At 74.2% G+C, this 26,464-nt stretch carries 16 protein-coding genes and 2 pseudogenes; 13 read left to right on the top strand and 5 right to left on the bottom strand.

Features of this window, described 5'->3' with window-relative positions; genetic code table 11:
- Positions 1-28: 28 nt before the first annotated feature.
- From V1634_RS11165 to V1634_RS11185, 5 genes and pseudogenes are all read left to right on the top strand, one after another.
- Positions 29-1,030, top strand: a complete 1,002-nt coding sequence (locus V1634_RS11165) for an aldo/keto reductase (protein WP_331207692.1) — start codon at positions 29-31, stop codon at positions 1,028-1,030.
- A 132-nt stretch (positions 1,031-1,162) separates the two neighbouring features.
- Positions 1,163-1,786: pseudogene (locus V1634_RS11170) on the top strand (nucleotidyltransferase domain-containing protein); the annotation flags it as partial.
- Between the two features lie 237 nt (positions 1,787-2,023).
- On the top strand, positions 2,024-2,455 hold the full coding sequence (gene hisI / locus V1634_RS11175) for a phosphoribosyl-AMP cyclohydrolase (protein ID WP_331207870.1): 432 nt from the start codon (positions 2,024-2,026) through the stop codon (positions 2,453-2,455).
- Positions 2,456-2,477: 22 nt separating this feature from the next.
- On the top strand, positions 2,478-4,088 hold the full coding sequence (locus V1634_RS11180) for an anthranilate synthase component I (protein ID WP_331207693.1): 1,611 nt from the start codon (positions 2,478-2,480) through the stop codon (positions 4,086-4,088).
- Positions 4,089-4,195: 107 nt separating this feature from the next.
- Entirely contained in the window at positions 4,196-4,762 is a 567-nt protein-coding gene (locus V1634_RS11185) for a Trp biosynthesis-associated membrane protein (protein WP_331207871.1), read from the top strand.
- A 97-nt stretch (positions 4,763-4,859) separates the two neighbouring features.
- On the opposite strand, the pseudogene V1634_RS11190 reads toward V1634_RS11185, so the two are convergent.
- A pseudogene (locus tag V1634_RS11190) lies at positions 4,860-5,078 on the bottom strand (hypothetical protein); the annotation flags it as partial.
- A 412-nt stretch (positions 5,079-5,490) separates the two neighbouring features.
- Between V1634_RS11190 and trpC the strand changes: the two are divergent.
- The 6 genes from trpC (at position 5,491) to V1634_RS11220 (ending at position 14,783) form a co-directional block, all read left to right on the top strand.
- Positions 5,491-6,294, top strand: a complete 804-nt coding sequence (gene trpC, locus V1634_RS11195) for an indole-3-glycerol phosphate synthase TrpC (protein WP_331207872.1) — start codon at positions 5,491-5,493, stop codon at positions 6,292-6,294.
- Between the two features lie 22 nt (positions 6,295-6,316).
- A complete protein-coding gene (trpB, locus tag V1634_RS11200; protein ID WP_331207695.1) occupies positions 6,317-7,537 on the top strand; it encodes a tryptophan synthase subunit beta in 1,221 nt (406 codons plus the stop codon).
- A gap of 5 nt (positions 7,538-7,542) precedes the next feature.
- Positions 7,543-8,361 (top strand): tryptophan synthase subunit alpha, encoded by an 819-nt coding sequence (trpA, locus tag V1634_RS11205; RefSeq protein ID WP_331207696.1) that lies wholly within the window; start codon positions 7,543-7,545, stop codon positions 8,359-8,361.
- A gap of 161 nt (positions 8,362-8,522) precedes the next feature.
- Positions 8,523-9,806 (top strand): prolipoprotein diacylglyceryl transferase, encoded by a 1,284-nt coding sequence (lgt, locus tag V1634_RS11210; RefSeq protein WP_331207697.1) that lies wholly within the window; start codon positions 8,523-8,525, stop codon positions 9,804-9,806.
- A 17-nt stretch (positions 9,807-9,823) separates the two neighbouring features.
- Positions 9,824-11,023 (top strand): FAD-dependent oxidoreductase, encoded by a 1,200-nt coding sequence (locus V1634_RS11215; RefSeq protein ID WP_331207698.1) that lies wholly within the window; start codon positions 9,824-9,826, stop codon positions 11,021-11,023.
- Positions 11,024-11,249: 226 nt separating this feature from the next.
- On the top strand, positions 11,250-14,783 hold the full coding sequence (locus tag V1634_RS11220; protein ID WP_331207699.1) for a BTAD domain-containing putative transcriptional regulator: 3,534 nt from the start codon (positions 11,250-11,252) through the stop codon (positions 14,781-14,783).
- A 57-nt stretch (positions 14,784-14,840) separates the two neighbouring features.
- Here the strand turns inward: V1634_RS11220 and V1634_RS11225 are convergent, their stop codons facing one another.
- The 3 genes from V1634_RS11225 to V1634_RS11235 form a co-directional block, all read right to left on the bottom strand.
- A complete protein-coding gene (locus tag V1634_RS11225; protein WP_331207700.1) occupies positions 14,841-15,551 on the bottom strand; it encodes a fasciclin domain-containing protein in 711 nt (236 codons plus the stop codon).
- 106 nt (positions 15,552-15,657) lie between these two features.
- Positions 15,658-17,796 carry a M14 family zinc carboxypeptidase gene (locus tag V1634_RS11230; RefSeq protein WP_331207701.1) on the bottom strand — a complete coding sequence of 713 codons (2,139 nt, stop codon included), beginning with the start codon at positions 17,794-17,796 and terminating at the stop codon, positions 15,658-15,660.
- Positions 17,797-17,971: 175 nt separating this feature from the next.
- Positions 17,972-18,847, bottom strand: a complete 876-nt coding sequence (locus tag V1634_RS11235) for a GNAT family N-acetyltransferase (RefSeq protein ID WP_331207702.1) — start codon at positions 18,845-18,847, stop codon at positions 17,972-17,974.
- 134 nt (positions 18,848-18,981) lie between these two features.
- On the opposite strand from V1634_RS11235, the gene gltB reads away from it, so the two are divergent.
- Together gltB and V1634_RS11245 are read left to right on the top strand one after the other, a co-directional pair.
- The gene (gene gltB / locus V1634_RS11240) at positions 18,982-23,796 is read left to right on the top strand and encodes a glutamate synthase large subunit (protein WP_331207703.1); all 4,815 of its coding nucleotides are present in this window, start codon (positions 18,982-18,984) and stop codon (positions 23,794-23,796) included.
- Entirely contained in the window at positions 23,789-25,273 is a 1,485-nt protein-coding gene (locus V1634_RS11245) for a glutamate synthase subunit beta (protein ID WP_331207704.1), read from the top strand. The genes gltB and V1634_RS11245 overlap by 8 nt, the downstream gene beginning before the upstream one ends.
- Before the next feature lie 118 nt (positions 25,274-25,391).
- Here V1634_RS11245 and V1634_RS11250 read toward each other — a convergent pair whose 3' ends face one another.
- Positions 25,392-26,201 (bottom strand): class I SAM-dependent methyltransferase, encoded by an 810-nt coding sequence (locus tag V1634_RS11250; protein WP_331207705.1) that lies wholly within the window; start codon positions 26,199-26,201, stop codon positions 25,392-25,394.
- Positions 26,202-26,464: the final 263 nt, after the last annotated feature.

A 26,464-nucleotide genomic window follows, 5' to 3' on the forward strand; every position in this document is an offset into this window, starting at 1 on the left:
GGAACGTACGGCGGACGGAGCGGAAGCGATGCACAAGCGCAGGATCGGTGCCATCGGACCGGAGGTCTCGGCCATCGGGCTCGGCTGTATGGGGATGAGCATGGCGTACGGGACCCGGGACGACGAGGAGTCGACCCGGACCCTGCACCGCGCCCTCGACCTCGGGATCAACCACCTGGACACCGCCGACATGTACGGGCGGGGGCACAACGAGGAACTGCTCGGCCCGGTGGTGCGCAAGCGCCGCGACGAGGTATTCCTGGCCACCAAGTTCGGCAACCGGTTCACCGGCGAGGGGAGTACCACCGCCTCGCCGGGGGCGTACGTCGACAGCTCCGGGGCGTGGGCCCGCCAGGCCTGCGACGCCTCGCTGGCCCGACTCGGCGTCGACACCATCGACCTCTACTACCTGCACCGGCGCAACCCGGAGACACCGATCGAGGAGACCGTCGGGGCGATGGCGGAGCTGGTGGTGGACGGCAAGGTGCGGTTCATCGGGCTCTCCGAGGTGAGTCCGGCGACGCTGCGAGCCGCGCACGCCGTGCATCCGGTGGCGGCGGTGCAGATGGAGTACTCGCTGTTCAGCCGGGACGTCGAGCGGGAGATGCTGGCGACCTGCCGGGACCTCGGCGTGGCGCTGGTGGCGTACTCGCCGGTGGGTCGGGGACTGCTGACCGGGACGATCAACAGCCGGGAGCAGCTCGACGCCGAGGACTTCCGCAACCGGGCACCCCGGTTCGCCGAGGAGAACCTCGGCACCAACCTGGAGCTGGTCGCCCGGGTCCGCGAGGTGGCCGCCGAGATCGGCTGTACGCCGGCCCAGGCGGCGCTGGCCTGGCTGCTCGCCCAGGGCGACGACGTCCTGCCGATCCCCGGCACCAAGCGGGTCGGTTATCTGGAGGAGAACGCCGCGGCCGTCGACCTGCGGCTCACCGGCGCGCAGGTGGCCCAGCTCTCCGCCGCGGTACCCGTCGGCGCGGCGGCCGGCGAGCGCTACCCGGAGCAATCAATGCGATTTATTGGCAGATAACGGACGAAACGCCCAGGCGAAGCATGATCGGGCGTTGCGTCATGATCGGACCTGCGGCACGATGACGCCGTGGATCACGGTCCGTTACGGCAACTCCGGTTTCTCGACGACTGGACGGACCGGCTGCGCCGAATGCCCGGCCCGCCCGTCGTCGGGGTGCTGCTGCGCGGCAGCTATGCCCGGGGGGCCGCCACCCCGTACAGCGACGTGGACATCGATGTCCTGGTCAGCGGGGGACCGTACGCCGCGTACCCGGCGTTCCTCGTGGAGACGGGCGACCGGCTGACCCACCTGTCGGTCGCCGTCCGGGACGTCGAATCCTGGCTCGAACGGCTCGACCGGCCCGCCGAATGGTCCTTCGGACTGCCGGTCGTCGCGCCCGTACGGTTACTCTGGGCACACGGCGCCTGGCGATCTTCCGTCGACGTCACCGAGATCCGCCAGCGCCCCGCCGAGCCGGATCTGGAGGAACTCGTCGCCGCGCTCGGCAAGGTCGGCGGCGCCTGCGCCAGCGGTGCCGAGTACGAGGCCCGGCTCGCCGCCGCCGAACTGGCCCGGCGCTGCCCCTCGGTGCTCCGGCTCGCCAACCCGGCGGTCACGGTGGCCAGCCGGCGGGACGCGCTCGCCGCCGCGCTCGACCTGCCGGTCGCACCGGAGCGCTACCGCGACGACATGCTCACCTGCCTCGGGCTGCGCCCCGACACCCTGCCCCGGCTGCACTCCGCCGCGCACCGCCTGGTCGCCGGCACGGTGGCACTGGCCCGCCCGTACGCCGAGGAACTGGCCGGGGTGGTCGGGCCGGACCTCGCCACCGCCCTGCGCGACGGCCGGCTCGACCGCTACGTCGACCAGCTCGTCCGCCCGGACCGGACCGGGACGATCACCCCACCGGGGACGGACGGCACCCGGGGCGGCGTGGCCCGGGCCACTTCGGCGGGCGGGAGCGGGGACGGGTCGACAGTTCCGGCGCCGCGTGCGAAACAATCGGGAACTATGCCCGTACCCGATCTCTCCCCGGTGACCGCGCCCGGGCCGGCGCGCAGCGGCCCCGCGCGACCCTCGGCCCTCGACCCGGCGATCGCCGCGCGCCTGCGCCGCAACCCCGACGGACTTGTCACCGCGGTGGTCCGGGCGCACGACACCGGCGACGTGCTGATGGTCGCCTGGATGGACGACGAGGCGCTGCACCGCACCCTCACCACCGGCCGGGCGACCTACTGGTCGCGCAGCCGGCGGGAATACTGGGTCAAGGGCGACACCTCCGGCCACCACCAGTACGTCCGCTCGGTGGCGCTGGACTGCGACGGCGACGCCCTGCTGGTCAGCGTCGACCAGGTCGGCGCGGCCTGCCACACCGGGAGCTGGACCTGCTTCTCCGACGAGCTGCCGGTCACCGGGGCGACCTCCACCGGACCGACGACATGACCGAGGCTGGGGCGGTGACCCGATGACCACCGGAGCGGTGAGCCCGGACGAGGCGACCTTCCGCGAGCTGGCCCGGACCCGGCGGGTGGTGCCGGTGGTCCGGCGGCTGCTCGCCGACGGGGAGACCCCGGTCGGGGTCTACCGCAAGCTGGCCGGCGGCCCGGGGACGTTCCTGCTGGAGTCGGCGGAGCAGGGGGCCGGCGCGGCCGGGATCGCCTGGTCGCGCTACTCCTTCGTCGGGGTACGCAGCGCCGCCACCCTGGTCGAGCGGGACGGCCAGGCGCACTGGCTCGGTACGCCACCGGCCGGGCTGCCGAGCGGTGGCGACCCGATGGCGGTGCTCCGGGCGACCGTGGCGGCGCTGACCGGGCCGGACGCGACCGGCCCGGTCGGATCCGGGCACGGCCCCATGCCACCGCTGCTCGGCGGCATGGTCGGCTACCTCGGCTACGACGTCGTACGCCGGTTCGAGCGGCTGCCGTCGCTGACCGAGGACGACCTGCGCCTGCCCGAGCTGGGCATGATGCTCGCCACCGACCTGGTCGTGCTGGACCACTTCGACGGCTCGGCGATCCTGGTGGCGAACGCCCTGCTGCCGGCACCGCCGGCCGGCGTCACCGAGGGCGGGCCGGCCGGTGCCGCCGGGGACGACCCGGAGCGGGCGGCCCAGGTGACGGCGGCGTACCACCAGGCGGTCGGCCGGCTGGACGCGATGACCACCGCGCTGTCCCGGCCGATCCCGCCGATGATCGCCACGGTCGGCCGGCCGTCACCGGGCGAGGTGCTCAGCCGGACCGCCGACGGGGAGTACCCGAAGGCGGTCGAGGTGGCCAAGGAGGCGATCCGGGCCGGCGAGTGCTTCCAGATCGTGCTGGCCCAGCGCTTCGAGCGGGAGACCCGGGCCGACCCGCTGGACGTCTACCGGGTGCTCCGGGCGACCAACCCGAGCCCGTACATGTACCTGCTCCGGTTCGACGACTTCGACATCGTCGGGTCGTCCCCGGAGGCGCACCTGAAGGTCAGCACCGGCGCGGACGGCCAGCGCCGGGCGATGCTGCACCCGATCGCCGGCACCCGGCCCCGGGGCGGCAGCCCGGCCGACGACGGCCGGCTCGCCGCCGAGCTGCTCGCCGACCCGAAGGAGCGGGCCGAGCACGTGATGCTGGTCGACCTGGGCCGCAACGACCTGGGTCGGGTCTGCCGGCCGGGCACGGTCGAGGTGCCGGAGTTCGCCACCATCGAGCGGTACAGCCACGTCATGCACATCGTCTCCACCGTGGTCGGGACGCTGCGGGAGGACCGGACGGCGTTCGACGCGCTCGCCGCCACCTTCCCGGCCGGTACCCTCTCCGGCGCTCCGAAGGTGCGCGCGATGGAGATCATCGAGGAGTTGGAGCCGACCCGGCGCGGCCTGTACGGCGGCACGGTCGGCTACTTCGGCTTCGGCGGCGACCTGGACATGGCGATCGCGATCCGGACCGCGCTGATCCGCCGCGGCCGGGCGTACGTGCAGGCCGGTGCCGGGATCGTCGCCGACTCCGACCCGGCCGCCGAGGACCGGGAGACCCGGAGCAAGGCGGCTGCGGTACTGGCCGCGATCGCGGCGGCCGAGACGCTCCGGCCGGCCCGGTGAACCCCGACCGACCGCCGGAGGCAACTCCGGTACCCGCCGAGCGACCGGCCCCGGCCGATCCACCCGGCGCCGACGCCGCACCGGGCTCCGCGGCGGCACCGGGCGGCGTGGCACGGGTGGCGGGACGGCGGGAGTTGGCGTACGCGGTGCTGTTCTGCCTGGTCGGCGCCGGCCTCGCGGTTTTCGCGGCGACCCGGACCTGGTCGGTCGAGCTGACCGCCCGCCCGGCGCCGCTGCCGCCCGGGCGGGTGACCCGGACCGGCGGCGACCTGCTCCCCTGGCTGCCGGCGCTGGCCCTGGTCGGGCTGGCCGCCGCCGGAGCGGTGCTCGGCACCCGGGGGATCGGACGCCGGCTGGTCGGCGGAGTGCTGGCGCTGCTCGGCATCGGGGTGGCGGCCGGTGCCGGCTACGCCGGGTTCGGCGCCGGCGGCGAGCTCAGTGCCGGCTGGCCGCTGCTCTGCGCGCTGGGCGGCCTGCTGGCCGGGGCGGCCGGCGGCCTCACGGCCGTGCGGGGCGGGGGGTGGCCGGTGATGGGTGCCCGCTACGAGCGGGCCCGGCCGGCCGGGCCGGGCCGGGCCGGTGCGGTGGTCGCCGCCGACGGCCGGGTGGACGCCCGGCGCACGACGGCCGCCTGGGACGCGCTGGACCGGGGCGAGGACCCGACGGTCAGCTGACCGGCTGGCGGGCGGCGGTCGAGCCGCGTGGCGCGGCGGCGGTGCGGGCGGCGGTCGAGCCACGGGCGGCGACGGTCGCGGGCCCGACCGGCGGCGCGGCGGCGAGGGACGCCACCAGGGCCCGGATCTCGTCCCGGCGCAGTGCCCGCTCCCGGTCCGCGCAGATCGCCTCCCAGGCGTTGCCCCGGGCGGTCCGGATCCGGGCGTCGCCGATCACCGCCCGCTCGACGCTGTGCACCATGCCGACCGCGACGGAGAGTACGGCCCGGGGAATGCTGGTCAGGTCGATGGTCGAGTCAGGCTTCGCAGCGCTCATGGTCTTCCCCGCACGAAATCGATCCGGCTGGCCGGCGGCGGTCCCGCGACCAGTGTGCCCGAGGTTGATGGTGCCCATCCGGTGTTTCCGGCCGGTCACCCCCGGATCAACGGTTCCTCCGGGGCCCGGTTCACCATCCGGGACAACCTCCGGTGCCGCGCGGCGCTTCCTTGATCTCGGTCACAGCCGGGCGAGACCCGAGCCGCCGGAGATGGCGCAGCGTGATAGTCCGCTCACAGGGCCGGCCATTATGCCCCAGCCCATCTCGTGAAGCACGCCATACCCCCGAGGGCGTCCGCCCCGTGGCGACGCCTAGCATCGGCCCATGACACCCGGAGAGGGGAGTCCGTTGGTGACTGCTGAGCATCCGCACGCGGCGGGAGACGAAGCCGGATCGGCCACGTCCGCCAATGTGCTCGACGAGATCCTCGCCGGAGTCCGCGAGGACGTCGCACGGCGGCAGGAACAGGTGCCGTTGGAGCAGATCAAGGAACTCGCGGCGGCGGCCGCGCCACCCCGGGACGCGTACGCGGCACTGCGCCGCCCGGGCGTCGGAGTGATCGCGGAGGTGAAACGCTCGTCGCCGTCCAAGGGACAGCTCGCCGAGATCGCCGACCCGGCCGATCTGGCGGGTGACTATGCCGCCGGTGGGGCGCGCTGCATCAGCGTGCTCACCGAGGGACGGTGGTTCGGCGGGTCGCTGGAGGACCTGGCGGCGGTCCGGAGCGCGGTGGACATTCCCGTGCTCCGCAAGGACTTCGTCGTCTCCAGCTACCAGGTGCACGAGGCGCGGGCGCACGGTGCCGACCTGGTCCTGCTGATCGTCGCCGCGCTGGAGCAGAACGTGCTGGTCGGCCTCCTGGAGCGGATCGAGTCGCTCGGGATGACCGCGCTGGTCGAGGTGCACGACGAGGAGGAGGCGGACCGCGCCCTGGAGGCCGGCGCCCGGGTGATCGGGGTCAACGCCCGCAACCTGCGGACCCTGGAGGTCGACCGGTCGGTCTTCGAGCGGATCGCCCCGGGCCTCCCGAACAACGTGGTCAAGATCGCCGAGTCCGGGGTACGCGGCCCGCACGACCTGATCCGGTACGCCTCGGCCGGCGCCGACGCCGTACTCGTCGGCGAGGGGCTGGTCACCCAGAAGAGTCCCCGCGAGGCGGTGGCCGAACTGGTCAACGCCGGGAACCATCCGGCGACTCCCCGGCCGGTCCGATGAGCGAACGAAGCGGAGTGCCGACATGAGCGCCCCCACCCTGCCCGACCTCGCCGGGCACTTCGGCCCGTACGGCGGCCGGTTCGTCCCGGAGGCGCTGGTCGCCGCGCTCGACGAACTCGACACGGCGTACCGGGAGGCGCTGGCCGACGAGACGTTCAACGCCGAGTTCACCCGGCTGCTGCGCGAGTACGCCAACATCCCGTCGCTGCTCTACCGGGCCGAGCGGCTCTCCGCCCGGGTCGGGGCGCGGGTGCTGCTCAAGCGGGAGGATCTCAACCACACCGGCGCGCACAAGGTCCGCAACGTGCTCGGCCAGGCGCTGCTCACCAAGCGGATGGGCAAGCCCCGGGTGATCGCCGAGACCGGTGCCGGCCAGCACGGTGTCGCCAGCGCCACCGCGGCGGCGTACCTGGACCTGGAGTGCGTGGTCTACATGGGTGAGGTGGACACCCAGCGGCAGGCCCTCAACGTCGCCCGGATGCGGATGCTCGGCGCCACCGTCGTCCCGGTGACCGCCGGCTCGCGCACCCTCAAGGACGCGATGAACGAGGCGATGCGGGACTGGGTGGCCAACGTCGACCGGACGCACTACCTGATCGGCACCACCGCCGGCCCGCACCCGTTCCCGGCGATGGTCCGGCAGTTCGTCCGGGGCATCGGAGTGGAGGCCCGGCAGCAGTGCCTGGAGCTGACCGGTGCGCTGCCGGACGCGGTGACCGCCTGCGTCGGCGGCGGCTCCAACGCGCTCGGCATCTTCCACGCCTTCGTGCCCGACGCCGACGTCCGGCTCTACGGCTTCGAGGCCGGCGGCGACGGGGTCGAGACCGGGCGGCACGCGGCGAGCATCACCGGTGGCTCCTCCGGGGTGCTGCACGGCACCCGCACCTACGTGTTGCAGGACGAGGACGGGCAGACGATCGAGTCGCACTCGATCTCGGCCGGGCTGGACTATCCCGGTGTCGGCCCCGAGCACGCCTGGCTCAACGACGCGGGGCGGGCCCGGTACGCGCCGGTCACCGACGCGGAGGCGATGGCGGCGTTCCAGTTGCTCTGCCGGACCGAGGGGATCATCCCGGCGATCGAGAGCGCGCACGCGCTCGCCGGTACGCTCAAGATCATCCCTGAGCTCACCGCCGAGCTGGGCCACGAGCCCACCATCGTGGTCAACCTCTCCGGCCGGGGTGACAAGGACGTGCACACCGCCGGGGAGTACTTCGGCATCCTCGACGGGGACCAGAGGTGAGCGAGATGGCCACCACGGCCGAGCGGGGCATCGGGGTCGTCTTCGAGAAGGCCCGGGCCGAGGGGCGGGCGCTGCTGGTCGGCTGCATGCCGGCCGGCTTCCCGACCGTGGACGGCAGCATCGCCGCGATGCGGGCGATGGTCGACGCCGGGGTCGACGTGATCGAGGTGGAGATCCCCTACTCCGACCCGGTGATGGACGGGCCGGTCATCCAGCGGGCCAGCGACATCGCGCTGGCCGGCGGGGTACGCACCCGGGACACGCTGCGCGTCATCGAGGCGGTGGCCGCGACCGGGGCTGCGGTGGTCACCATGACCTACTGGAACCCGATCGAGCGCTACGGCGTCGACGCCTTCGCCCGGGACCTCGCCGCCGCCGGGGGCACCGGCCTGATCACTCCGGACCTGATCCCGGAGGAGGCCGGCGAGTGGCTGGCCGCCTCCGACGCGTACGGGTTGGACCGGACGTTCCTGGTCGCGCCCTCCTCGACCGACCGGCGGCTGTCGATGACCCTCGAACACTGCCGGGGCTTCGTCTACGCCACCGCGCTGATGGGGGTGACCGGCGCCCGGGAGAAGACCTCGGACGCCGCACCGACCCTGGTCGGCCGGATCCGGAAGATCAGCGCGCTGCCGGTCGGGGTGGGGCTCGGCGTCAGCACCGGCGAACAGGCCGCCGAGATCGGTCGGTACGCCGACGGGGTGATCGTGGGCAGCGCCCTGGTCCGCTGCGTGCTGGACGCACCCGACGAGGCGGCCGGGCTGGCCGCGCTGGGCCGGCTCAGTGCCGAACTCGCCGAGGGCGTCCGCGCCGTCCGGCGCTGACCGGGTAGTCGGCGCGGCCGAGGACCGGTGAAGTTCACCGCGAAAAAGGACGACATGCCAGTTCGCGGTACGTATCAGGACGAAGCAGGCGGGAATCGCCTGGGGTACGCAACCGGACCGGGGTGCCGCCGGCAGGGGTTGCGACGGTAGCCTGTGCACCCGTGACCCTCGCCTCGCTCTCTCCTCAGGCGGCCCTGCCGAGCCCCGCCACCGCCGTGTGGCAGCTCGGGCCGGTGCCGATCCGGGCGTACGCACTCTGCATCGTGCTCGGGATCGTGGTCGCCTCCGTGGTGACCGAGCTGCGACTGCGCCGCCGTGGCGTCGCCCCCTGGGCGGTGCTGGACATCGCCGTCTGGGCGGTGCCGTTCGGCATCGTCGGTGCCCGGATCTACCACGTGATCACCTCACCCGGGACCTACTTCGGCGAGGGCGGTGAGCCGGTCAGGGCCCTCTACATCTGGGAGGGCGGGCTCGGCATCTGGGGCGCCGTCGCGGGCGGCGCCGTCGGCGCCTGGCTCGCCGTGCGGCAGCTCGGCCTGCCGTTGACCGTGGTGGCCGACGCCCTCGCCCCGGGTCTGCCGCTGGCCCAGGCCGTCGGCCGGATCGGCAACTGGTTCAACAACGAGCTGTTCGGCGGGCCGACCTCACTGCCGTGGGGCCTGGAGATCCACCGGATGGACCCGGTCAATCCCGGGCACGCGCTCCGCGACGACAGCGGCAATCCGGTCCTCGAACCCGGGCTCTTCCACCCGACCTTCCTCTACGAGGCGCTCTGGAACGTCGGCGTCGCCGGCCTGGTCCTGCTGCTCGACCGTCGATTCAAGTTCGGCCGGGGCCGGGCGTTCGCGCTCTACGTGATGGGTTACACCGCCGGCCGGTTCTGGATCGAGATGATGCGTACCGACGCGGCGACCGAGATCCTCGGCACCCGGCTCAACGTCTGGACCGCCGTCCTGGTCTTCCTCGGCGCGCTGGTCTACTTCGTCCGGGTCCGGGGGCCGCAGGAATACCTCGTGCCGGTCGGTGGCGTGCCCGCCCCGCTGGGCGCGGGTGACGCCGCCACCAGTGACGTCTCGCAGGTCGACGTCTCCCGGGAGCCGGCCGCGGTCGGTGCGCCGAGCGCGTACCGGGTGGTGACCGAGGAGCAGTACCGGCGCTTCCAGTCCACCGGTGAGGTCCCGCCGCCCGAGCAGCCGGGCGGAGTCGAGGGGCCGGACGGTGCCGACGAGCCGGATGGACCGGACCCGGCCGGGCACGACGACTCCGGGCACGACGACTCCGGGCACGACGACTCCGAGGGCGACCGCGCGGCCCGGCCGCAGGCTCCGGCCGGATCGTCCGAGGCTTCCGTGGAGCCGGCCGTCCCCGCAGAGCCGGCCGCCGCGCGGGACGGCGAGCCCGCCGACGCCGGTGCCGCGCCGGGGACCGCCGACCGGGACCGTTGAGCGGGGGAGCCGGCCCGATGCGTACGGCCGTGGTGGTGGGCGCCGGAATAGGCGGGCTGGCGACCGCCGGTGCACTGGCCCGCTCCGGGTGGCAGGTGACCCTGCTGGAGCGGGACGACCGGGTACGCGCCGAGCGCACCGCACTGGTGCTCTGGCCCAACGGGGTACGCGCGCTGCGCGCCCTCGGCCTCGGCGAGGGGCTGGCCGCGATCGCGACGCCGCTGCCCGACGTCGGGGTTCGGCGCCCCGACGGGCACTGGCTGGTGCAGCCCCGCCCCGGGCTCGGTGAACGCGCGCCGGTCGTCGTACACCGGGAGGACCTGCACGACGCGCTCGTCGCCGGCCTCGGCGACCGGGTGGAGATCCGCACCGGCGTCGAGGTCCGGACCGTCCGGGCCGGCGACGGCGACCGGCCGGTGGTCGGCGACGGGCGCGCCAGCTACGAGGCCGACCTGGTCGTCGCCGCCGACGGCATCGACAGCGCGGTCCGCCGCCGGTTGGCGCCGGAGGCCACAGTGGTCAGCTCCGGCTGCGCGGCGTGGCGGGCCGTCATCCCCTGGTACCGGGCGCCTCAGCTTCCGGCCGACCGGCCGGTGGACGGCGAGACGCTCGGTGCCGGTTACCGGTTCGTCGCGGCCTCGCTGGGCGACCGTGGCGACTCCGGCGGCTCCACCCGGGGCGGGATCTACTGGGTGGCGACGGCGGCCGGCGCGTCCCGGCCCGAGCCGCCGGCCACCCAACTCGCCCTGCTCCGCCGTTGGTTCGCGAACTGGCCGGCGCCGATCGGTGAGCTGCTCGCCGCCACGGAGCCGGAGGACCTGGTCCAGCAGGAGGTACGCGAGCTGCGCCCGCTGCCCCGCGCGTACGGCTTCCCGGCCGGCACCGGCGGAGTGGTGCTGATCGGCGATTCCGCGCACGCCATGCCGCACCACCTGGGGCAGGGCGCCTGCCTCGCCCTGGAGGACGCCGCGACACTGCGTTCGGTACTCCGGGAGGCGATCCCGGGTGCACCGCTGCGCGAGGCGGTCGAGTCGTACAGCCGGCTGCGCCGTCCCCGGACCGTGACCGTGGTCCGGCAGACCCGGCGGATGTCGGCGGTGTTGCAGGCCCGGGGGCGGCTGGCGCTGCGGGCCCGGGACGCCGCCCTCGGCACCATCACACCCCGGTTGTTGGGCAGCGCGGCGAGCGTGGCGGCCCAGTGGCGGCCACCGGAGTGATCGACCGGGGGTCGGCCGCCGGCCGACCCCCGACGGATCTTCGGTTGCCGGCTCCGGCTCGGGTCGACCGGCCGATATCCGAATCGAAGGGGGCCGCTGCCCGAGCGGGTCGCGCCGGACCCTCCGGTTCGTCGGCTAACCGACCGATCGGGAGGATGCCCCGCAGGACACCGCGTCGCGCACACTACCCGGGAGCGAAGGTGAGGGCTCCCAGTTGCGGCACAGCGTGCCTGATCAACAGACTTGTACCCAGCGGCGGCACGCCACCCCGGGCGAGGTACGGCTGCTCGGACCGGTCCGCCTGATCGGGCCCCGGGGGCCGGTCGCGCTGCCGGACGGCGCCGGTGCGCTCCTCAGGCTGCTGGCGCTGCGGCCCAACGAGCCCGTCCCGGACGCCGAGTTGCTGGCCGCACTCGCCGGTCGGGACGCGCTGTCCCGGACCGGTCCCCGTCCCCTGGACCGGGCGGCGACCCTGCTGGCCACCGCGCTGGCCGACAGCGGGTCACCGGGCGCGCTGGAGGTCCGACCCGGCGGATACCTGCTCCGGATACCCTGCGACCGGATCGACGCGAGCCGGTTCGGCCGGCTGCTCGATCAGGCGCGGCGTCGGATGGCCGGCGGTGAGCTGCGGGCCGCCGCCCGGCTGTTCCGGGCCGCCCTGGCCGTCTGGACCGAGCCGCTGGTCCCGGACGAGGAGGGCCGGGCTGCGATCTCCGGACCGGTGGCCGCGGACGATCCGGTTCCGGTCGAGGAGGGCCGGGCCGTGGTCTCCGGACCGGTGGCCGCGGACGACCGGTCGTACCGGTCTGCCGGGCCGGGAACGGACTCCGGTGTGGACGACCGGGACGCGTACCGGCTCTGCCCGTTCGGCTGGGGCGCGGCGGAGCTGGGTCGGCTGCGGCAGGCCCGGATCGGCGCCTTCGAGGACCGCTGGGCGTGCGTACTGCGGCTGGCCGTGGCGGCGTACACCGCCGCCGGTGGCCCGGTCGCCGACCGGGCGACGGTGGCCGCCGGGGCGACCGCCGCGCGGGTGGCCCGGGCGGCCGTCGCCGAGCTGACCTCGGCGGTGGCGGCCCATCCGCTGCGGGCACGGCTGTGGGAACTGCTGCTCGTCGCCGGGTACCTGCACCGGGGGCGCCGGGGCGCGGCCGAGGTGCACCAGCGGGCCCGGGAGGTCTTCCGGGACCAGGCGGGCGTCGAGCCGGCCGGCCGGGTCTGCGTACTCGCGGCGGCGGTGCGCGGCGGTGAACTGCCCGAGGACTGGGCGACCGGTCCGGCGCCGACACCTGCCCCGGAGGTCGCCACCGGCTCGTCGGCGTCCCGACCGCGTCCGGCCGCCCGGCTGCCGGTCCCGCTCACCGCCCTGGTCGGCCGGGACGAGCTGCTCGAGGTCGTCGCCGAGCGGCTGGACCGGCACCGCCTGGTCACGCTCACCGGAACGGGCGGGGCCGGCAAGACCCGGCTGGCGCTCGCGGTGGCGGCCGCCCGGACCGACCGGCCGGTCTGGTTCGTCGACCTGACCCCGGTGGAGAGCCCGGTACGGGTACCGCAGGCGGTCGCCGCCGCGCTCGGCGTACCGGATCTGGGGCGGGACATGGTCGAGGCGCTCGCCGCCGACCTGGACCAGGTCCGGGCGCTGCTCGTGCTGGACAACTGCGAGCACCTGGTCACCGGCTGCGCGGAGCTGGTGCAGCGGTTGCTGTCCCGCTGCCCGGGACTGCGGGTGCTGGCGACCAGCCGGGTGGCGCTGCGGCTGCCCGCCGAGTCGCGGATCCGGGTGCCGGCGCTCGCCGTACCCGAGGTGGGCACCGGGCACAGCCTCGCGGCGCTGGCCGCGCATCCGGCCACCCGGCTCTTCCTCGAACGGGCCCGGGAGGTCACCGGGCGGCCGGTCCCGGAGGCCAGCGCCGACGCGGTCGTCCGGCTCTGTGCCGACCTGGACGGGCTGCCGTTGGCGATCGAGCTGGCTGCGGCGCGTACCCCGATGTTGACGGTCGACGAGATCGTCGCCCGGCTGCGGACCGACGTACGGCTGCTGCGCAGTCCGGACCCCAGGCCGCCGGACCGGCACCGGAGTGTCGCCGCCGCGGTGGAGTCGAGCCTGGCCGTGCTGGATGCGGACGCCTGCCGGCTCTTCGATTGGCTGTCGATCTGTGCGGGCGGGTTCGACGCCGAGGCGGCCCGGGTGCTGGGTGGCCCGTCCGCGCCGGCCGCCCTCGCCACGCTGGTCGAGGCGTCCCTGGTGGAGCCGCTACCCGCCGGTGGTCCGGCGCCGGCGCACGCGTGCGCCGCGGCCGAGCCGGGGCAACGGTCCGGGCCGGTCGAGCCGGTGGGCTGGTCGGGGCCGGCCGAGCCGGTGGACTCGTCCGGGCCGGCCGAGCCGGTGGACTGGTCCGGGCCGGCCGAGCCGGTGCAACGGTGCGGCCCGGAGAGCCGGGGCGGGGTGGCCGGTGCGGGCGAGAGTGCCGGGACCCGCTACCGGATGCTGGAGCCGGTCCGGCGGCACGCGCTGGCCCGGCTGCTCGACTCCGGTGCCGAGGTGGCCGCCCGGCAGGCGCTGGCGAGCTACTGCCTGGACCTGGCCCAGCGGGCCGACGCCCGGCTGCGCGGCGCGGCCCAGGACTGGTGGCTGGCCCGGTTGCGCGCCGAGGAGCCCAACCTGCGGTCCGCGATGACCTGGCTGGCCGAGGCGGGTGCGGGTGGACCGGCACACGGTGACCTGCGGCTGGCCGCCGCCCTCGCCGTGTACTGCCGGCTGGCCGGGAACTACCGGGAGGGGCACGGCTGGCTGTCGGCGGCGCTGGCCCGGCATCCCGACGCTCCGGCCGAGCTGAGGAGCCGGGCCGGGATCGGCGCGGCCATGCTGGCGATGCTCTCCTGCGACTATCCGGCCGCGATCCGGCACGCGGAGCTGGCCCGGGCCGCCTGCCGGGTCACCGGTGACCGCCGGGCCGAGGCGCGGGTGGAGCAGATCCTCGGCTCGGTGGCCCGGGAGCAGGCCAGGTACGCCGACTCCGCCGGTCACCTGGCCACCGCCGGTGCCATCTTCGCCGACTGCGCCGACGAGTGGGGCGAGGCGCAGATTACCGAGCTGCGCGGCTTCACCGCCTGGCTCGCCGGTGACCTGGACCGGGCCGACTCGCGGCTGTGGGCGAGCCTGCGCCGGCACGAGCGGCTGGGTGACCCGCTGGCGGCGGCGAGCGCGCTGATGAACCTCGGTGCGGTGGCGCTGTACCGGGGTGACGTCGACCGGGCGTCGTCGCTGGTGGACGCGGCTCTGCAGCGGTACTCCACCGTCGGCTTCCCGGAGGGGGTCGGCTGGGCGCACAACCTGCGCGGGCTGGTCGAGCTGCGCGCGGGGCGTACCGGTCGGGCCGCCCGGCACCTGCGGCTGAGCCTGGCCGCGCACCGTCAGGTCGGTGACCGGTGGCGTACCGCCAGCGTGCTGGAGGCGCTGGCCGAGGCGGCCCGGCTGGACGGTGACCCGGTACGCGGGGCGGAGCTGCTCGGCGCGGCCGACCGGATCCGGGAGGAGATCGGGGCGCCGGTGCCGGCCTGTGAGCGGGCCGACGCCGAGGCGACGAGGCGGGCCCTGCGCGCCCAGTTGGACGCCGCGGTACGCCAGCTCGGCGGCACCGGCACGGGTACCGGCGGAGCTGCCGGCGGCGGCTTCGCGCTGGCCCACCGGTACGGCCGGGAGGCGCCGCTGGACGTCGTGCTGGCCGGCGGTGCGGGCCGAGACCGGCGCCCGGCGCCCTGACCCGGGTCGACGGAAGGTGTCGACGGAAGGTGTCGACGGGAGGTGTCGACGGACGGTTCAGTGCCCGGAGCCGGCGTTCGGGTCGAAGGTGGTCGGCAGCTTGCCGAGTACCCCGTTGACGATGTGGATCCGGCCGCCCGCGACCCGGTAGTCGGCACAGACGCTCTGCACCTGCTCGCCGATCCGGGCCATCGGCCCGGCCGCGCTGACCGGCACCGTGCTGCCGTCGAGGGTGCGCACCGTGCCCTCGGCGACGAGGTCGGCCAGCGGGTGGGCGCCGGCCACCAGGTGGGCCCGGACCAGGTCCCGCAGCTCGTCCCTGCGGTGGATCATGAGGTCGTCGAGGTTCTCCTCGGAGAACTTCTTCCCGAACGCGTCGTCGGTCGGGGCCAGGATGGTCACCCCGCCCGGGGCGCGCAGTTCGGCGGCGAGGTCGGCGGCGCGGACCGCCGCCTCGAACCGGGTCAGCACCGGGATCCACTGCAATGCCACGTCGCCGGGCTGGTCGGCCAGCGCGTCCGGGTTGCCGGGGTCGGTGCCGGAGGGCAGCGCGGCGCAGAGCGGACCGCTCACCCCGGAGCCGGCCGCCGCCGCGTCCCGGTCGTCCGGACCGTCGTCGGTGCAGCCGACGGCCGTGCCGGCGAGCAGCGCGGTGGCGGCCAGCGCCAGCGCCGCCCGGAACCGGGTACGGCCGATCCGGGTACGGCCGGCCGGTCGCCGCCGGACGGGACCGCCGGCCGGGGAGGGTGGGATGGACGGCTCGGACACGACAACCTCCACGACTGACGGGGGTGCCGTACCGGTGGACCGGGCCTGCGCGGCCCGACCCACCGGTACGGCGGATGGTGCCTGGTTCAGCGGCGCGCCGGCTGGGTCACAGCGCGGCGCACTGGCCCACCTTCGGGCCCTGCACCGAGTTGGCCACCTCGATGTTGGTCGGTGCCGGGCTGTTGACCGCACAGCTCAGCGGACCGTTCACCGAGTTGCCCGCGACCAGGGCCGGGCCGCTGTCGGTGTTGTTCACCGCGAGCGAGACCGGGCCGGAGATCGTGTTGTCGACCAGCGAGACGGCGCCGGTGGTGCCGGCGACCGAGACCGGGCCCCGGACGGTGCTGTCCGCCAGGAAGACGCCGGCGGCGCCGGCCGCGCTGACCGGGCCGCTGATCGTGCTGCCGGTGGCGACGAGGATGGCGCCGGGCCGGACGGTCACCGGGCCGTTCACCGTCGCGTCCGACAGGCAGGCGAAGCCGGAGATGGTCAGCGGCCCGTTGTGCCGGCCGGTACGGGTCGGGTAGACCCGGGTGCCGTCGACCAACTCCTCCGCGCCCTGGGCGTCCAGCAGCAGCGGGATCAGGCCCCGCTCGGGCTGGGCCAGCGGCACGTAGTACCCGTCGCTGCCCTTGACGACCTTCCAGCCGTGCGCGGCGATCCGCTGCGCCACCGTGGCGCCGACCCCGTTCGGGCCGTCGGTACGCGCCCCGTTGTACTGCTCCTCGGTGAGCTTGTACGCGCACGGCGCGTCGTCGAGGATCATCTCCGGCACCGGCAGGTCGTCCCGGGGTCCCGCCTCACCCGGGTGTGGCGCCGGGTGCAGCGGGATCGGCCGGGAGCCCCGGAAGACGAGCCGGCCGGTGTTGGAGGCCTGGAACTCGATCGCCTCGGTGCGGGCCTTCCGGATCGCCGGCAGGTTGGCCCGGTGGTAGTCGAGGAACTGGCTGAACGTCCAGAGCGCCGAGTACGTCTTGCGGCGCCGGTTGTTCGCCGAGTTGCCCTCGTCCGGCCGGGTCTGCCCGCCGGAGCTGCGCAGCTCCAGCAGCGAGTTGACGGTGTTCTTCAGCCCGAGGGTGTTGCGCAGGATGGTCTCCTCGCTCAGCCCCACGCCGCTGCCGCCCTGGCAGCCGTACGGGCAGGCCCACCAGCCGTCCTTGGCGCCCTCGACGTACATGTGGCCCTCGATCATGTCCATCGACTCGTCGAAGATCTGCTTGGCCACGTTCTGGTGTCGCGGCGGCAGCATCGGCAGGTCACCGGCGGTCGAGTTGCCGTACTCGTGACCGTCGTAGCCGGCCACCGGCCGGTAGTCGCGGACCATCTTCACGTACGCCGCGGTCTCCGGCTGGCGGATCAGCGAGTAGTCGCGGTTGAGGTCCTGCCCGGTCGAGTTGCCCCGGGTGTTGGCGGCCCGGCCGTCGCCGTTGATGGTCGGCACGATCAGCACGGTGGTGTGCTTGAGCAGGTCGATCGTCCTGGCGTCGGTGCCGAAGGCCAGCTTGCGGGCCAGCACCAGGCAGGCTTCCCGGTCGCCGGGCTCGTTGCCGTGCACGTTGCAGTTGATCGCCAGCGGCGAGGTCGCGGCGACCGCCGCCGGGGTGGCCGGCGGTGCGGGGTAGCCGATCACCAGCATGTTGATCGGCCGGTTCAGCACGGTACGGCCGATCTCCACCACCCGGACCCGGTCGCTGAGGCGGTCGATCTCGGCGGTGTAGGCGTACTCGTCGACGTCGCTGGTGTACTGCGCGGCCTTGGTGGTCTCCCACTGGGTACGCAGGTTCTCGCCGGGAACGGCCGGGTTGCCCCACGGCGCCTGCGTGCTGCCGGTGACCGGTGCCGAGTACGGCTGCTCGGCGGTGCCGATCCGGGCCCGTACCCGCCACTGGAACCGCAGGCCGGGGTCGAAGCCGGCGTCGGCGAAGGTCGGCGACTCGTTGTTGATCTGACGGTTCGGCCGCCAGACGCCGACCACCACCGCCGGGCCGGTGGCCGCGCCTGCGGCGTCGACCGGGGTGCGCTCGATCTGGTAGTCGGTGGCATCGGGGACCGGCGTCCAGGCGACCGTGGCGTACCCGTCGGCCTGGGTGACGGTGAGTCCGGTGACCTGGTTCGGCTCCGCGGCCGTGGTGCCCGGCACCGCCGAGGTCGGCTGGCCGAAGGCCGCCGAGGGGGCGGTGACGGTGCCGAGGCTGGCCACGAGCAATGTAGACAGTACGACTACCGTCGGTTTCCTTATTCGCATGTGAACTCCGAGGGGGAGGAGTCGGGGGGACAGCACTGCCGGTCATCATGATCCCTGACGTGCGGCGATGCAATGATCTTGAGGATGTCTTGAGCGTCCTCGCCCTCGGCGGTGCAAGGAAGGGCCCCTTCTTATACAAAAAGCGATAAGAAGGGGCCCTTCCTTGCAACTGGGCTCAGCGCAGCCGGGCGGGTTCGGCGATGCAGGCGGTGCCGATCCGGCGGAAGCCGACCCGCAGGTAGACCCGGGCGATCTCCTCGCTGCCGGCGGAGAGGAAGACCAGGCTCGTACCGTCGTCGAGCAGCCGGCGGGCGAGTGCGGCGGTGACCGCGGCGCCGAGGCCCCGGCGGCGGGCGGTGGGCAGGGTGGCGATGCCGGCGATCTCGGCGACGTCGTCGACCCGCAGCGCCATGCCGCTGGCCACCGCGCCCTGTCCGGGCAGCTCGACCAGGGCGGAGATCCGGCGGCCGGCGGCCGTCCGGGTGCGCTCCTCGTCCAGCGAGTCCACCGGCAGTTCGACCAGGGCGGTGTCCCGGGCCGCCGGGCCGGCCGCGCCGACCTCGGTGCCGGGTGCGGCGAAGCCGACCGCCGCGACCGCCCGCCGGGCCGCCACGTCGGCGGCGAACGTCGGCGCCGCCGGGTCGAGGATCCGCACCGGCGTCGCCGTGAACTCCTCGGGCGGGGGGAGGGCGGCCGGGTCGAGCACCATCAGCGGTGCCTCGAGCACCGCCAGTCCCGCCGACCGGGCCACCGGGAGCAGGTCCGGGTGGTTCTCGTGTACCCACTCGAACGCCTCGGGCAGGCCGAGGTCCCGCTGCCGCTGGCGGACGGCGGTCACGTCGGCGGCCGACGGCGGCTCCGTGGCATCCAGCCTGGGACGGGCGTAGAATGGCCATCCCGCACCATCGCGGACGAAGAGCACCAGCCCGCCGAAATCCTCCGTGTGTGCCCCGTCACGCGGCACCGCATCGTAAAAACGTTCCAACCGGTCAAACGGCTCGTCTCGTACAGATGCCACCGGGGGAGCGTACACGTACGGGGCCCGGGCCATGTGATCAATTCCGCTGCCTGTGATCGGTTCGCCCCTGGTGGACCCCGCCGGACCCTAACGTAGACTCGAGAGACCCAGCAGGGCCGACGTCGTCCCGACCTAATGATTGAACGTGAGTGACGACAGGAGCCCCGGTGGCCTTTCCGTACCCCCAGGAACCGCACCTCTCCTCGTCGGCGGGTGCCGACTCCGCGTCGACCGGCCCCGCCCGCGTCCCGGAGCACCCCGGCCGGACAGCCCGGGCACCCGAGCCACAGGGGCTCTACGACCCGGCCACGGAGCGGGACGCCTGCGGGGTGGCCTTCGTCGCCGACCTGCACGGGCGCCGCTCGCACGACGTCGTCGCCAAGGGCCTCGCCGCGCTGTGCCGGCTCGACCACCGGGGTGCCCGGGGCGCCGAGCAGAACACCGGCGACGGCGCCGGGATCATGCTCCAGGTGCCGGACGAGTTCCTCCGGGCGGTCGTCGACTTCCCGCTCCCGCCGGCCGGGCAGTACGCCACCGGCCTGGTCTTCCTGCCCACCGACCCGGCCGACGAGGCGCGCGCCCGCACGGTGCTGGAGAAGTACGCCCTGGTCGAGGGGGCCGAGATCCTCGGCTGGCGGGACGTACCGGTCCGCCCGGACGACCTCGGTGAGACCGCGCTGGCGGCCCGGCCGGTGATCCGGCAGGTCTTCCTGGCCGCGCGGCGGCTGACCGGTTCGCCGGCCGGCCGGGCCGGCACCCCGCTGACCGGCATCGACCTGGACCGGGTCGCGTTCTGCGTCCGCAAGCAGGCCGAGCGGGAGACCGCCGAGCGCGGCATCCCCGCCTACTTCCCGTCGCTGTCGGCCCGGACCATGGTCTACAAGGGCATGCTCACCCCGGACCAGCTCCCGGAGTTCTTCCCGGACCTGACCGACCCCCGGGTGGCCAGCGCGATCGCCCTGGTGCACTCCCGGTTCTCCACCAACACCTTCCCGTCCTGGCCGCTGGCCCACCCGTACCGGTTCATCGCGCACAACGGCGAGATCAACACGATCCGGGGCAACAAGAACTGGATGCAGGCCCGGGAGGCGCTGCTGCGCAGCCCGAGCATCCCGGGGAACATCCGGCGACTCTTCCCGATCTGCACCCCGGCCGCCTCCGACTCGGCCAACTTCGACGAGGTGCTGGAACTGCTGCACCTGACCGGGCGGAGCCTGCCGCACGCGGTGCTGATGATGATCCCGGAGGCCTGGGAGAACGACCCCGACATGACCCCGGCGAAGCGGGCCTTCTACCGCTTCCACGCCAGCCTGATGGAGCCGTGGGACGGTCCGGCGGCGGTCGCCTTCACCGACGGTGCGCTGGTCGGCGCGGTACTCGACCGCAACGGACTGCGTCCGGGCCGGTGGTGGCTCACCTCGGACGGCCTGGTGGTGCTCGGCAGCGAGGCCGGGGTGCTCGACCTCGACCCGGCGACCGTGGTCGCCAAGGGGCGGCTCCAGCCGGGCCGGATGTTCCTGGTCGACACGGCCGCCGGCCGGATCGTGCTGGACGACGAGATCAAGTCCGAGCTGGCCGCCGAGCACCCGTACGACGAGTGGCTGCACGCCGGCCTGATCGACCTGGCCGACCTGCCGGCGCGCAAGCACATCGTCTACACCCACCACTCGGTACGCCGCCGGCAGCAGACCTTCGGCTACACCGAGGAGGAGCTGAAGATCCTGCTCGGCCCGATGGCCCGGGCCGGTGCCGAGCCGGTCGGCTCGATGGGCACCGACACCCCGATCTCGCCGCTGTCGACCCGGCCCAGGCTGCTCTACGACTACTTCCACCAGCTCTTCGCCCAGGTGACCAACCCGCCGCTGGACGCCATCCGGGAGGAGCTGGTGACCAGCCTCCAGGCGACCATCGGGCCGGAGGGGAACCTGCTGGACCCGAACCCGGCGAGCTGTCGCCAGGTGGTGCTTCCCTACCCGGTGATCGACAACGACGAGCTGGCCAAGATCCTCTCCATCGACGAGGACGGCGACCTGCCCGGCTTCAAGGCGGTCCGGGTCTCCGGGCTCTACCGAATCCGGGACGGCGCGGCCGGGTTGAAGGCCCGGCTGACCGAGATCTGCCGGCACGTCTCGGAGGCGATCGAGGACGGGGTACGCATCCTGGTCCTCTCCGACCGGGACTCCACCGCCGACCTGGCGCCGATCCCGTCGCTGCTGCTCACCGCCGCCGTGCACCAGCACCTGGTGCGGGAGCAGACCCGCACCCAGGCCGCACTGATCGTGGAGTCCGGCGACTGCCGGGAGGTGCACCACACGGCGCTGCTGATCGGGTACGGCGCGGCGGCGGTCAACCCCTATCTGGCCTTCGAGTCGGTCGAGGACCTGATCAACACGGGTGCGCTGACCGGTGTCGAGCCGGCGAAGGCGATCCGCAACTACGTCAAGGCGCTCGGCAAGGGCGTACTCAAGATCATGTCGAAGATGGGCATCTCGACGGTCTCGTCGTACTGCGGTGCCCAGGTCTTCGAGGCGGTCGGCCTGGACAACCGACTCGTGCAGCGCTACTTCGCCGGCACGCCGGGCAAGATCGGCGGCATCGGGCTGCCGGAGATCCACGCCGAGGTCGCCGCCCGGCACGCCCGGGCGTACGCCGAGAACGCCGGCCAGCGCGCCCACCGGCCGCTGGAGGTCGGCGGCGAATACCAGTGGCGCCGCGAGGGCGAGCTGCACCTGTTCAACCCCGAGACGGTCTTCCTGCTCCAGCACGCCACCCGCAGCCGGCAGTACGACGTCTTCCGGGAGTACACCGCGAAGGTCGACGGGCTGGCCGAACAGGCCGGTTCGCTGCGCGGGCTGTTCCGGCTCCGCACCGGGGTACGCGAGCCGGTGCCGATCGACGAGGTCGAGCCGGCCAGCGAGATCGTCAAGCGCTTCGCCACCGGCGCCATGTCGTACGGGTCGATCTCGGCCGAGGCGCACGAGACCCTCGCGGTCGCGATGAACTCCCTCGGCGGCAAGTCCAACACCGGCGAGGGCGGCGAGGACGTCGAACGGCTCTACGACCCGGCCCGGCGCTCGGCCGTCAAGCAGGTCGCCAGCGGCCGGTTCGGGGTGACCAGTGAATATCTGGTCAACGCCGACGACATCCAGATCAAGATGGCCCAGGGCGCCAAGCCGGGCGAGGGCGGGCAGCTCCCCGGCAACAAGGTCTGGCCGTGGATCGCCCGCACCCGGCACGCCACCCCCGGCGTCGGGCTGATCTCCCCGCCGCCGCACCACGACATCTACTCCATCGAGGACCTGGCCCAGCTCGTACACGACCTGAAGAGCGTGAACCCGGCCGCCCGGGTGCACGTCAAGCTGGTCAGCGAGGTCGGGGTCGGCACCGTCGCGGCCGGGGTGGCCAAGCTCAAGGCCGACGTCATCCTGATCTCCGGGCACGACGGCGGCACCGGCGCCTCCCCGCTCAACTCGCTCAAGCACGCCGGCACCCCGTGGGAGCTGGGCCTGGCCGAGGCGCAGCAGACGCTGCTGCTCAACCGGCTCCGCGACCGGGTCACCGTGCAGGTCGACGGCCAGCTCAAGACCGGCCGGGACATCATCGTCGCGGCGCTGCTCGGCGCCGAGGAGTACGGCTTCGCCACCGCCCCGCTGATCGTCGCCGGCTGCGTCATGATGCGGGTCTGCCACCTGGACACCTGCCCGGTCGGCATCGCCACCCAGAACCCGGTGCTGCGGGAGCGTTACACCGGCCGCCCCGAGTTCGTGGAGAACTTCTTCCTCTTCCTCGCCGAGGAGGTCCGGGGCTACCTCGCCGAGCTGGGCTTCCGGTCGCTGGAGGAGGCGATCGGCGCCACCGAGCTGCTCGACTTCGCCCCCGCGCTCGACCACTGGAAGGCGCACGGGCTCGACCTGCGGCCGGTGCTGCACGTGCCCGAGCTGCCGGCCGGGGCGGCCCGGCGCGGCGTACGCGCCCAGGACCACGGGCTGGACCGGTCGCTGGACAACGAACTGGTCGCCCTGGCCGAGCCGGCGCTGCGCGACGGCACCCCGGTCCGGGCCGAGGTGGCGGTACGCAACGAGCACCGCAGCGTCGGCGCCATGCTCGGCGGCGCGGTCACCCGGCGGTTCGGCGGGGCCGGGCTGCCCGCCGACACCGTCGAGTTCGACCTCACCGGCACCGCCGGCCAGTCGTTCGGCGCCTTCCTGCCCAGCGGCGTGACGCTGCGGCTGGCCGGCGACGCCAACGACTACGTCGGCAAGGGACTCTCCGGCGGGCGGATCGTGATCCGCCCCGATCCGGCGGCACCGTTCGCGAGCGGCCTCGACGCGCCACCCGGGCCGAACGGCCGGGCCGAGGACCAGATCATCGCCGGCAACACCATCCTGTACGGCGCCACCGGCGGGGAGCTGTTCCTGCGCGGCCGGGTCGGCGAGCGGTTCGCGGTGCGCAACTCCGGCGCGGTGGCCGTGGTCGAGGGGGTCGGTGACCACGGCTGCGAGTACATGACCGGCGGCGTCGTGGTGGTGCTGGGCCAGACCGGGCGGAACTTCGCCGCCGGCATGTCCGGCGGTACGGCCTTCGTCTGGCAGATGGACCGGCGCCGGGTCAATCCCGAGCTGGTCGACCTGGCCCCGCTCACCGACGACGAGCGGGTCACCCTCTACGACCTGGTGCAGCGGCACTTCGCCGAGACCGACTCGTCGGTGGCGGAGGGGCTGCTCAAGCGCTGGCCGGAGGCGGTGCGGGAGTTCACCGCGGTGGTGCCCCGGGACTACAAGCGGGTCATGGAGATCATGCGGGTGGCCCGGGCCGAGGGCCGGGACGTGGACGAGGCGGTGATGGGCGGGCTCGCGACGCCGGGCGTACCGGCACAGCCCGCTACCGCCACACCGTCGCCGCCGGCACCGACTCCGCCCGCGTCCCCGGCCCGGCCGGTCGCCCCCGGTTCGCGCCCGTCCCAGGAGGTGGCTCGTGCCTGACCCGAGTGGATTCCTCAAGCACGACCGGAAGCTCCCGGCCCGCCGCCCGGTACCGGTGCGGATCTCCGACTGGCGCGAGGTGTACCCGAGCGCCGACGAGGGTCTGATCCGCGACCAGGCCACCCGGTGCATGGACTGCGGCATCCCGTTCTGCCACGACGGCTGCCCGCTGGGCAACCGCATCCCGGACTGGAACGACCTGGTCCGGACCGGCAACTGGGCGACCGCGATCGAGTCGCTGCACGCCACCAACAACTTCCCGGAGTTCACCGGGCGGCTCTGCCCGGCGCCGTGCGAGGCGGCCTGCGTACTCGGGATCAACGGTGGGGCGCCGGTCACCATCAAGCAGGTCGAGGTCGAGATCGTCAACCGGGCCTTCGACCTTGACCTGGTGGCCCCGCAGGAGGTGCCGGCGCCGACCGGCCGCTCCGTCGCGGTGGTCGGCTCCGGCCCGGCCGGACTCGCCGCCGCCCAGCAGCTCGTCCGGGCCGGGCACGCGGTGACGGTGTACGAGCGGGACGACGCGATCGGCGGGCTGCTCCGGTACGGCATCCCGGACTTCAAGCTGGAGAAGGAGCACATCGACCGACGGCTGGCCCAGCTCAGCGCCGAGGGCGTCCAGTTCCGCACCGGGGTGAACGTCGGCGTCGACGTCACCGCCGAGCAGCTCCGGGCCGAGCACGACGCCGTGCTGCTGGCCTGCGGGGCGCTCGCCGGTCGGGACACCCCGGCGACCCCGGGCCGGGCGCTGCGCGGCGTGCACCAGGCGATGGAGCATCTCGTCGCCGCCAACCGGGTGGTGAACGGGCGGGAGTCGTCGACCCCGATCGACGCCGCCGGCAGGCACGTGGTGATCATCGGTGGTGGGGACACCGCCGCCGACTGCCTGGGCGTGGCGCACCGGCAGGGCGCGGCCGGCGTACACCAGCTCGACCTCTATCCGCGCCCGCCGCACGAGCGCGACGAGGCCCGCGACCCGTGGCCGACCTGGCCGTGGGTGCTGCGCGAGTACCCGGCGCACGAGGAGGGCGGCGAGCGGGTCTTCGCGGTCGCGGTGCAGGAGTTCGTCGACGACGGCACCGGCCAGGTACGCGCGGTCCGGATCGCCGAGGTGACCGTCACGAAGCGGGACGGCCAGCGGTTCCTGACCGTGCTGCCCGGCACCGAGCGGGAGTTGCCGGCCGACCTGGTGCTGTTGGCGATCGGTTTCGAGGGCACCGAGGAGCAGCCGCTGCTCGACCAGCTCGGCGTGGTACGCAACCGGCGCGGCGCGATCGACGCCGATCCCGAGTGGCAGGCCGGTACGCCGGGCGTCTTCGTCGCCGGTGACATGCACCGGGGTGCCTCGCTGATCGTCTGGGCGATCGCCGAGGGCCGGGCCGCCGCCGCCGCGATCCACCGCTACCTGGGCGGAGACAGCCAGCTCCCGGCTCCGGTGGCGTCCTCCGCGCAGCCGTTGGCGGTCCCGGCCCGCTGAGCCGGCCGACCCCTGCCTGGGCGGGGCACCGCCCCGTCCAGGCCGCACCGCGGCCCCGCAGACCATGCCGAGGCTGGTGTGTGCCGGACTGCTGCTCTCACCGCCGACCTGCCGCCGGTCAGCGTCGACACACGATTTCACCGTGCAGCACGACGAACCACCCGTCCGCGTCGGCGGCCCACCGTAGCCAGCCCCGCGAGATCCGGTCCAGGTCGTCCTCCGTGGCCATCCCCGCCGTCACCAGTTGCCGGGCCAGGTCCGACCGTCGGATCCGCTCCGCCCACATCCCGCCCCACCACTGCCGGTCCTTCGGGCTGCCGAAGCACCAGGTGCCCGCCGTCGCCGTCACCTCGGTGAACCCGGCGGCGTGGGCCCAGGACAGGAGGCGCCGGCCGGCGTCCGGCTCGCCGCCGTTGGCCCGGGCGGCCCGCTGGTACAGGGCGAGCCACTCGTCCAGTTCGGGCAGTCGGGGATACCAGGTGAACCCCGCGTAGTCGCTGTCCCGGGCGGCGACGATGCCGCCGGGCCGGCAGACCCGGCCCATCTCGCGCAGCGCCTGCACCGGGTCGGCGACGTGCTGGAGCACCTGGTGGGCGTGCACGACGTCGAAGGCGTCGTCCGGGAGGTCGAGCGCGTGCACGTCGGCGACGGTGAAGTCGATGTTGCTCCGCCCGCGTGTCTGTGCCTCGGTCCGGGCGAGTTGCAGTGCGTCGTCGGTGATCTCCACGGCGGTGACCCGGCCGGGCGCCACCAGGGCGGCCAGGTCGACGGTGATCGTGCCCGGTCCGCAGCCGACGTCGAGTAGGGCCATCCCCGGGGTGAGGTGCGCAAGCAGATGGCCGGCCGAGTTGTCGGCGGTACGCCAGCGGTGTGACCGCAGCACGGACTCGTGGTGCCCGTGGGTGTAGACGTTCCGGGCCCGCGTCATCTCGCTCCACCCCCTGACCGACCGGCCGTCCGGCCGACGGTCCGAGCCTAGGTCGCCGCCCAGTATCTGGAAAATACCGTCCGAATCATGAGACGCGGAGTCATGATCCCGACGTGGTGACCCTGCGCATGACGACAGATCCCCCGGGCGCGCACCGTGCTCGTGCTGCCTGGCTGCCGGTGCTGGAGCACCTGTACCCGCGCTGATGCTCGTGGCGCTGCTGTGGTGACCGGCCGGACGCCGGTCCCGACGACCGAGTGGTC

It is taken from the genome of Plantactinospora veratri, from assembly GCF_036421995.1.
Taxonomy (GTDB): Bacteria; Actinomycetota; Actinomycetes; order Mycobacteriales; family Micromonosporaceae; genus Plantactinospora; species Plantactinospora veratri.

Bases quoted from the DNA above. Each gene is read 5' to 3' on its own strand.
- V1634_RS11165 (WP_331207692.1), top strand. From the start codon at position 29: ATGCACAAGCGCAGGATCGGTGCCATCGGACCGGAGGTCTCGGCCATC.
- hisI (WP_331207870.1), top strand. From the start codon at position 2,024: ATGCCCGTACCCGATCTCTCCCCGGTGACCGCGCCCGGGCCGGCGCGC.
- V1634_RS11180 (WP_331207693.1), top strand. From the start codon at position 2,478: ATGACCACCGGAGCGGTGAGCCCGGACGAGGCGACCTTCCGCGAGCTG.
- trpB (WP_331207695.1), top strand. From the start codon at position 6,317: ATGAGCGCCCCCACCCTGCCCGACCTCGCCGGGCACTTCGGCCCGTAC.
- trpA (WP_331207696.1), top strand. From the start codon at position 7,543: ATGGCCACCACGGCCGAGCGGGGCATCGGGGTCGTCTTCGAGAAGGCC.
- V1634_RS11215 (WP_331207698.1), top strand. From the start codon at position 9,824: ATGCGTACGGCCGTGGTGGTGGGCGCCGGAATAGGCGGGCTGGCGACC.
- V1634_RS11230 (WP_331207701.1), bottom strand. From the start codon at position 17,796: ATGCGAATAAGGAAACCGACGGTAGTCGTACTGTCTACATTGCTCGTG.
- V1634_RS11235 (WP_331207702.1), bottom strand. From the start codon at position 18,847: ATGGCCCGGGCCCCGTACGTGTACGCTCCCCCGGTGGCATCTGTACGA.
- V1634_RS11250 (WP_331207705.1), bottom strand. From the start codon at position 26,201: ATGACGCGGGCCCGGAACGTCTACACCCACGGGCACCACGAGTCCGTG.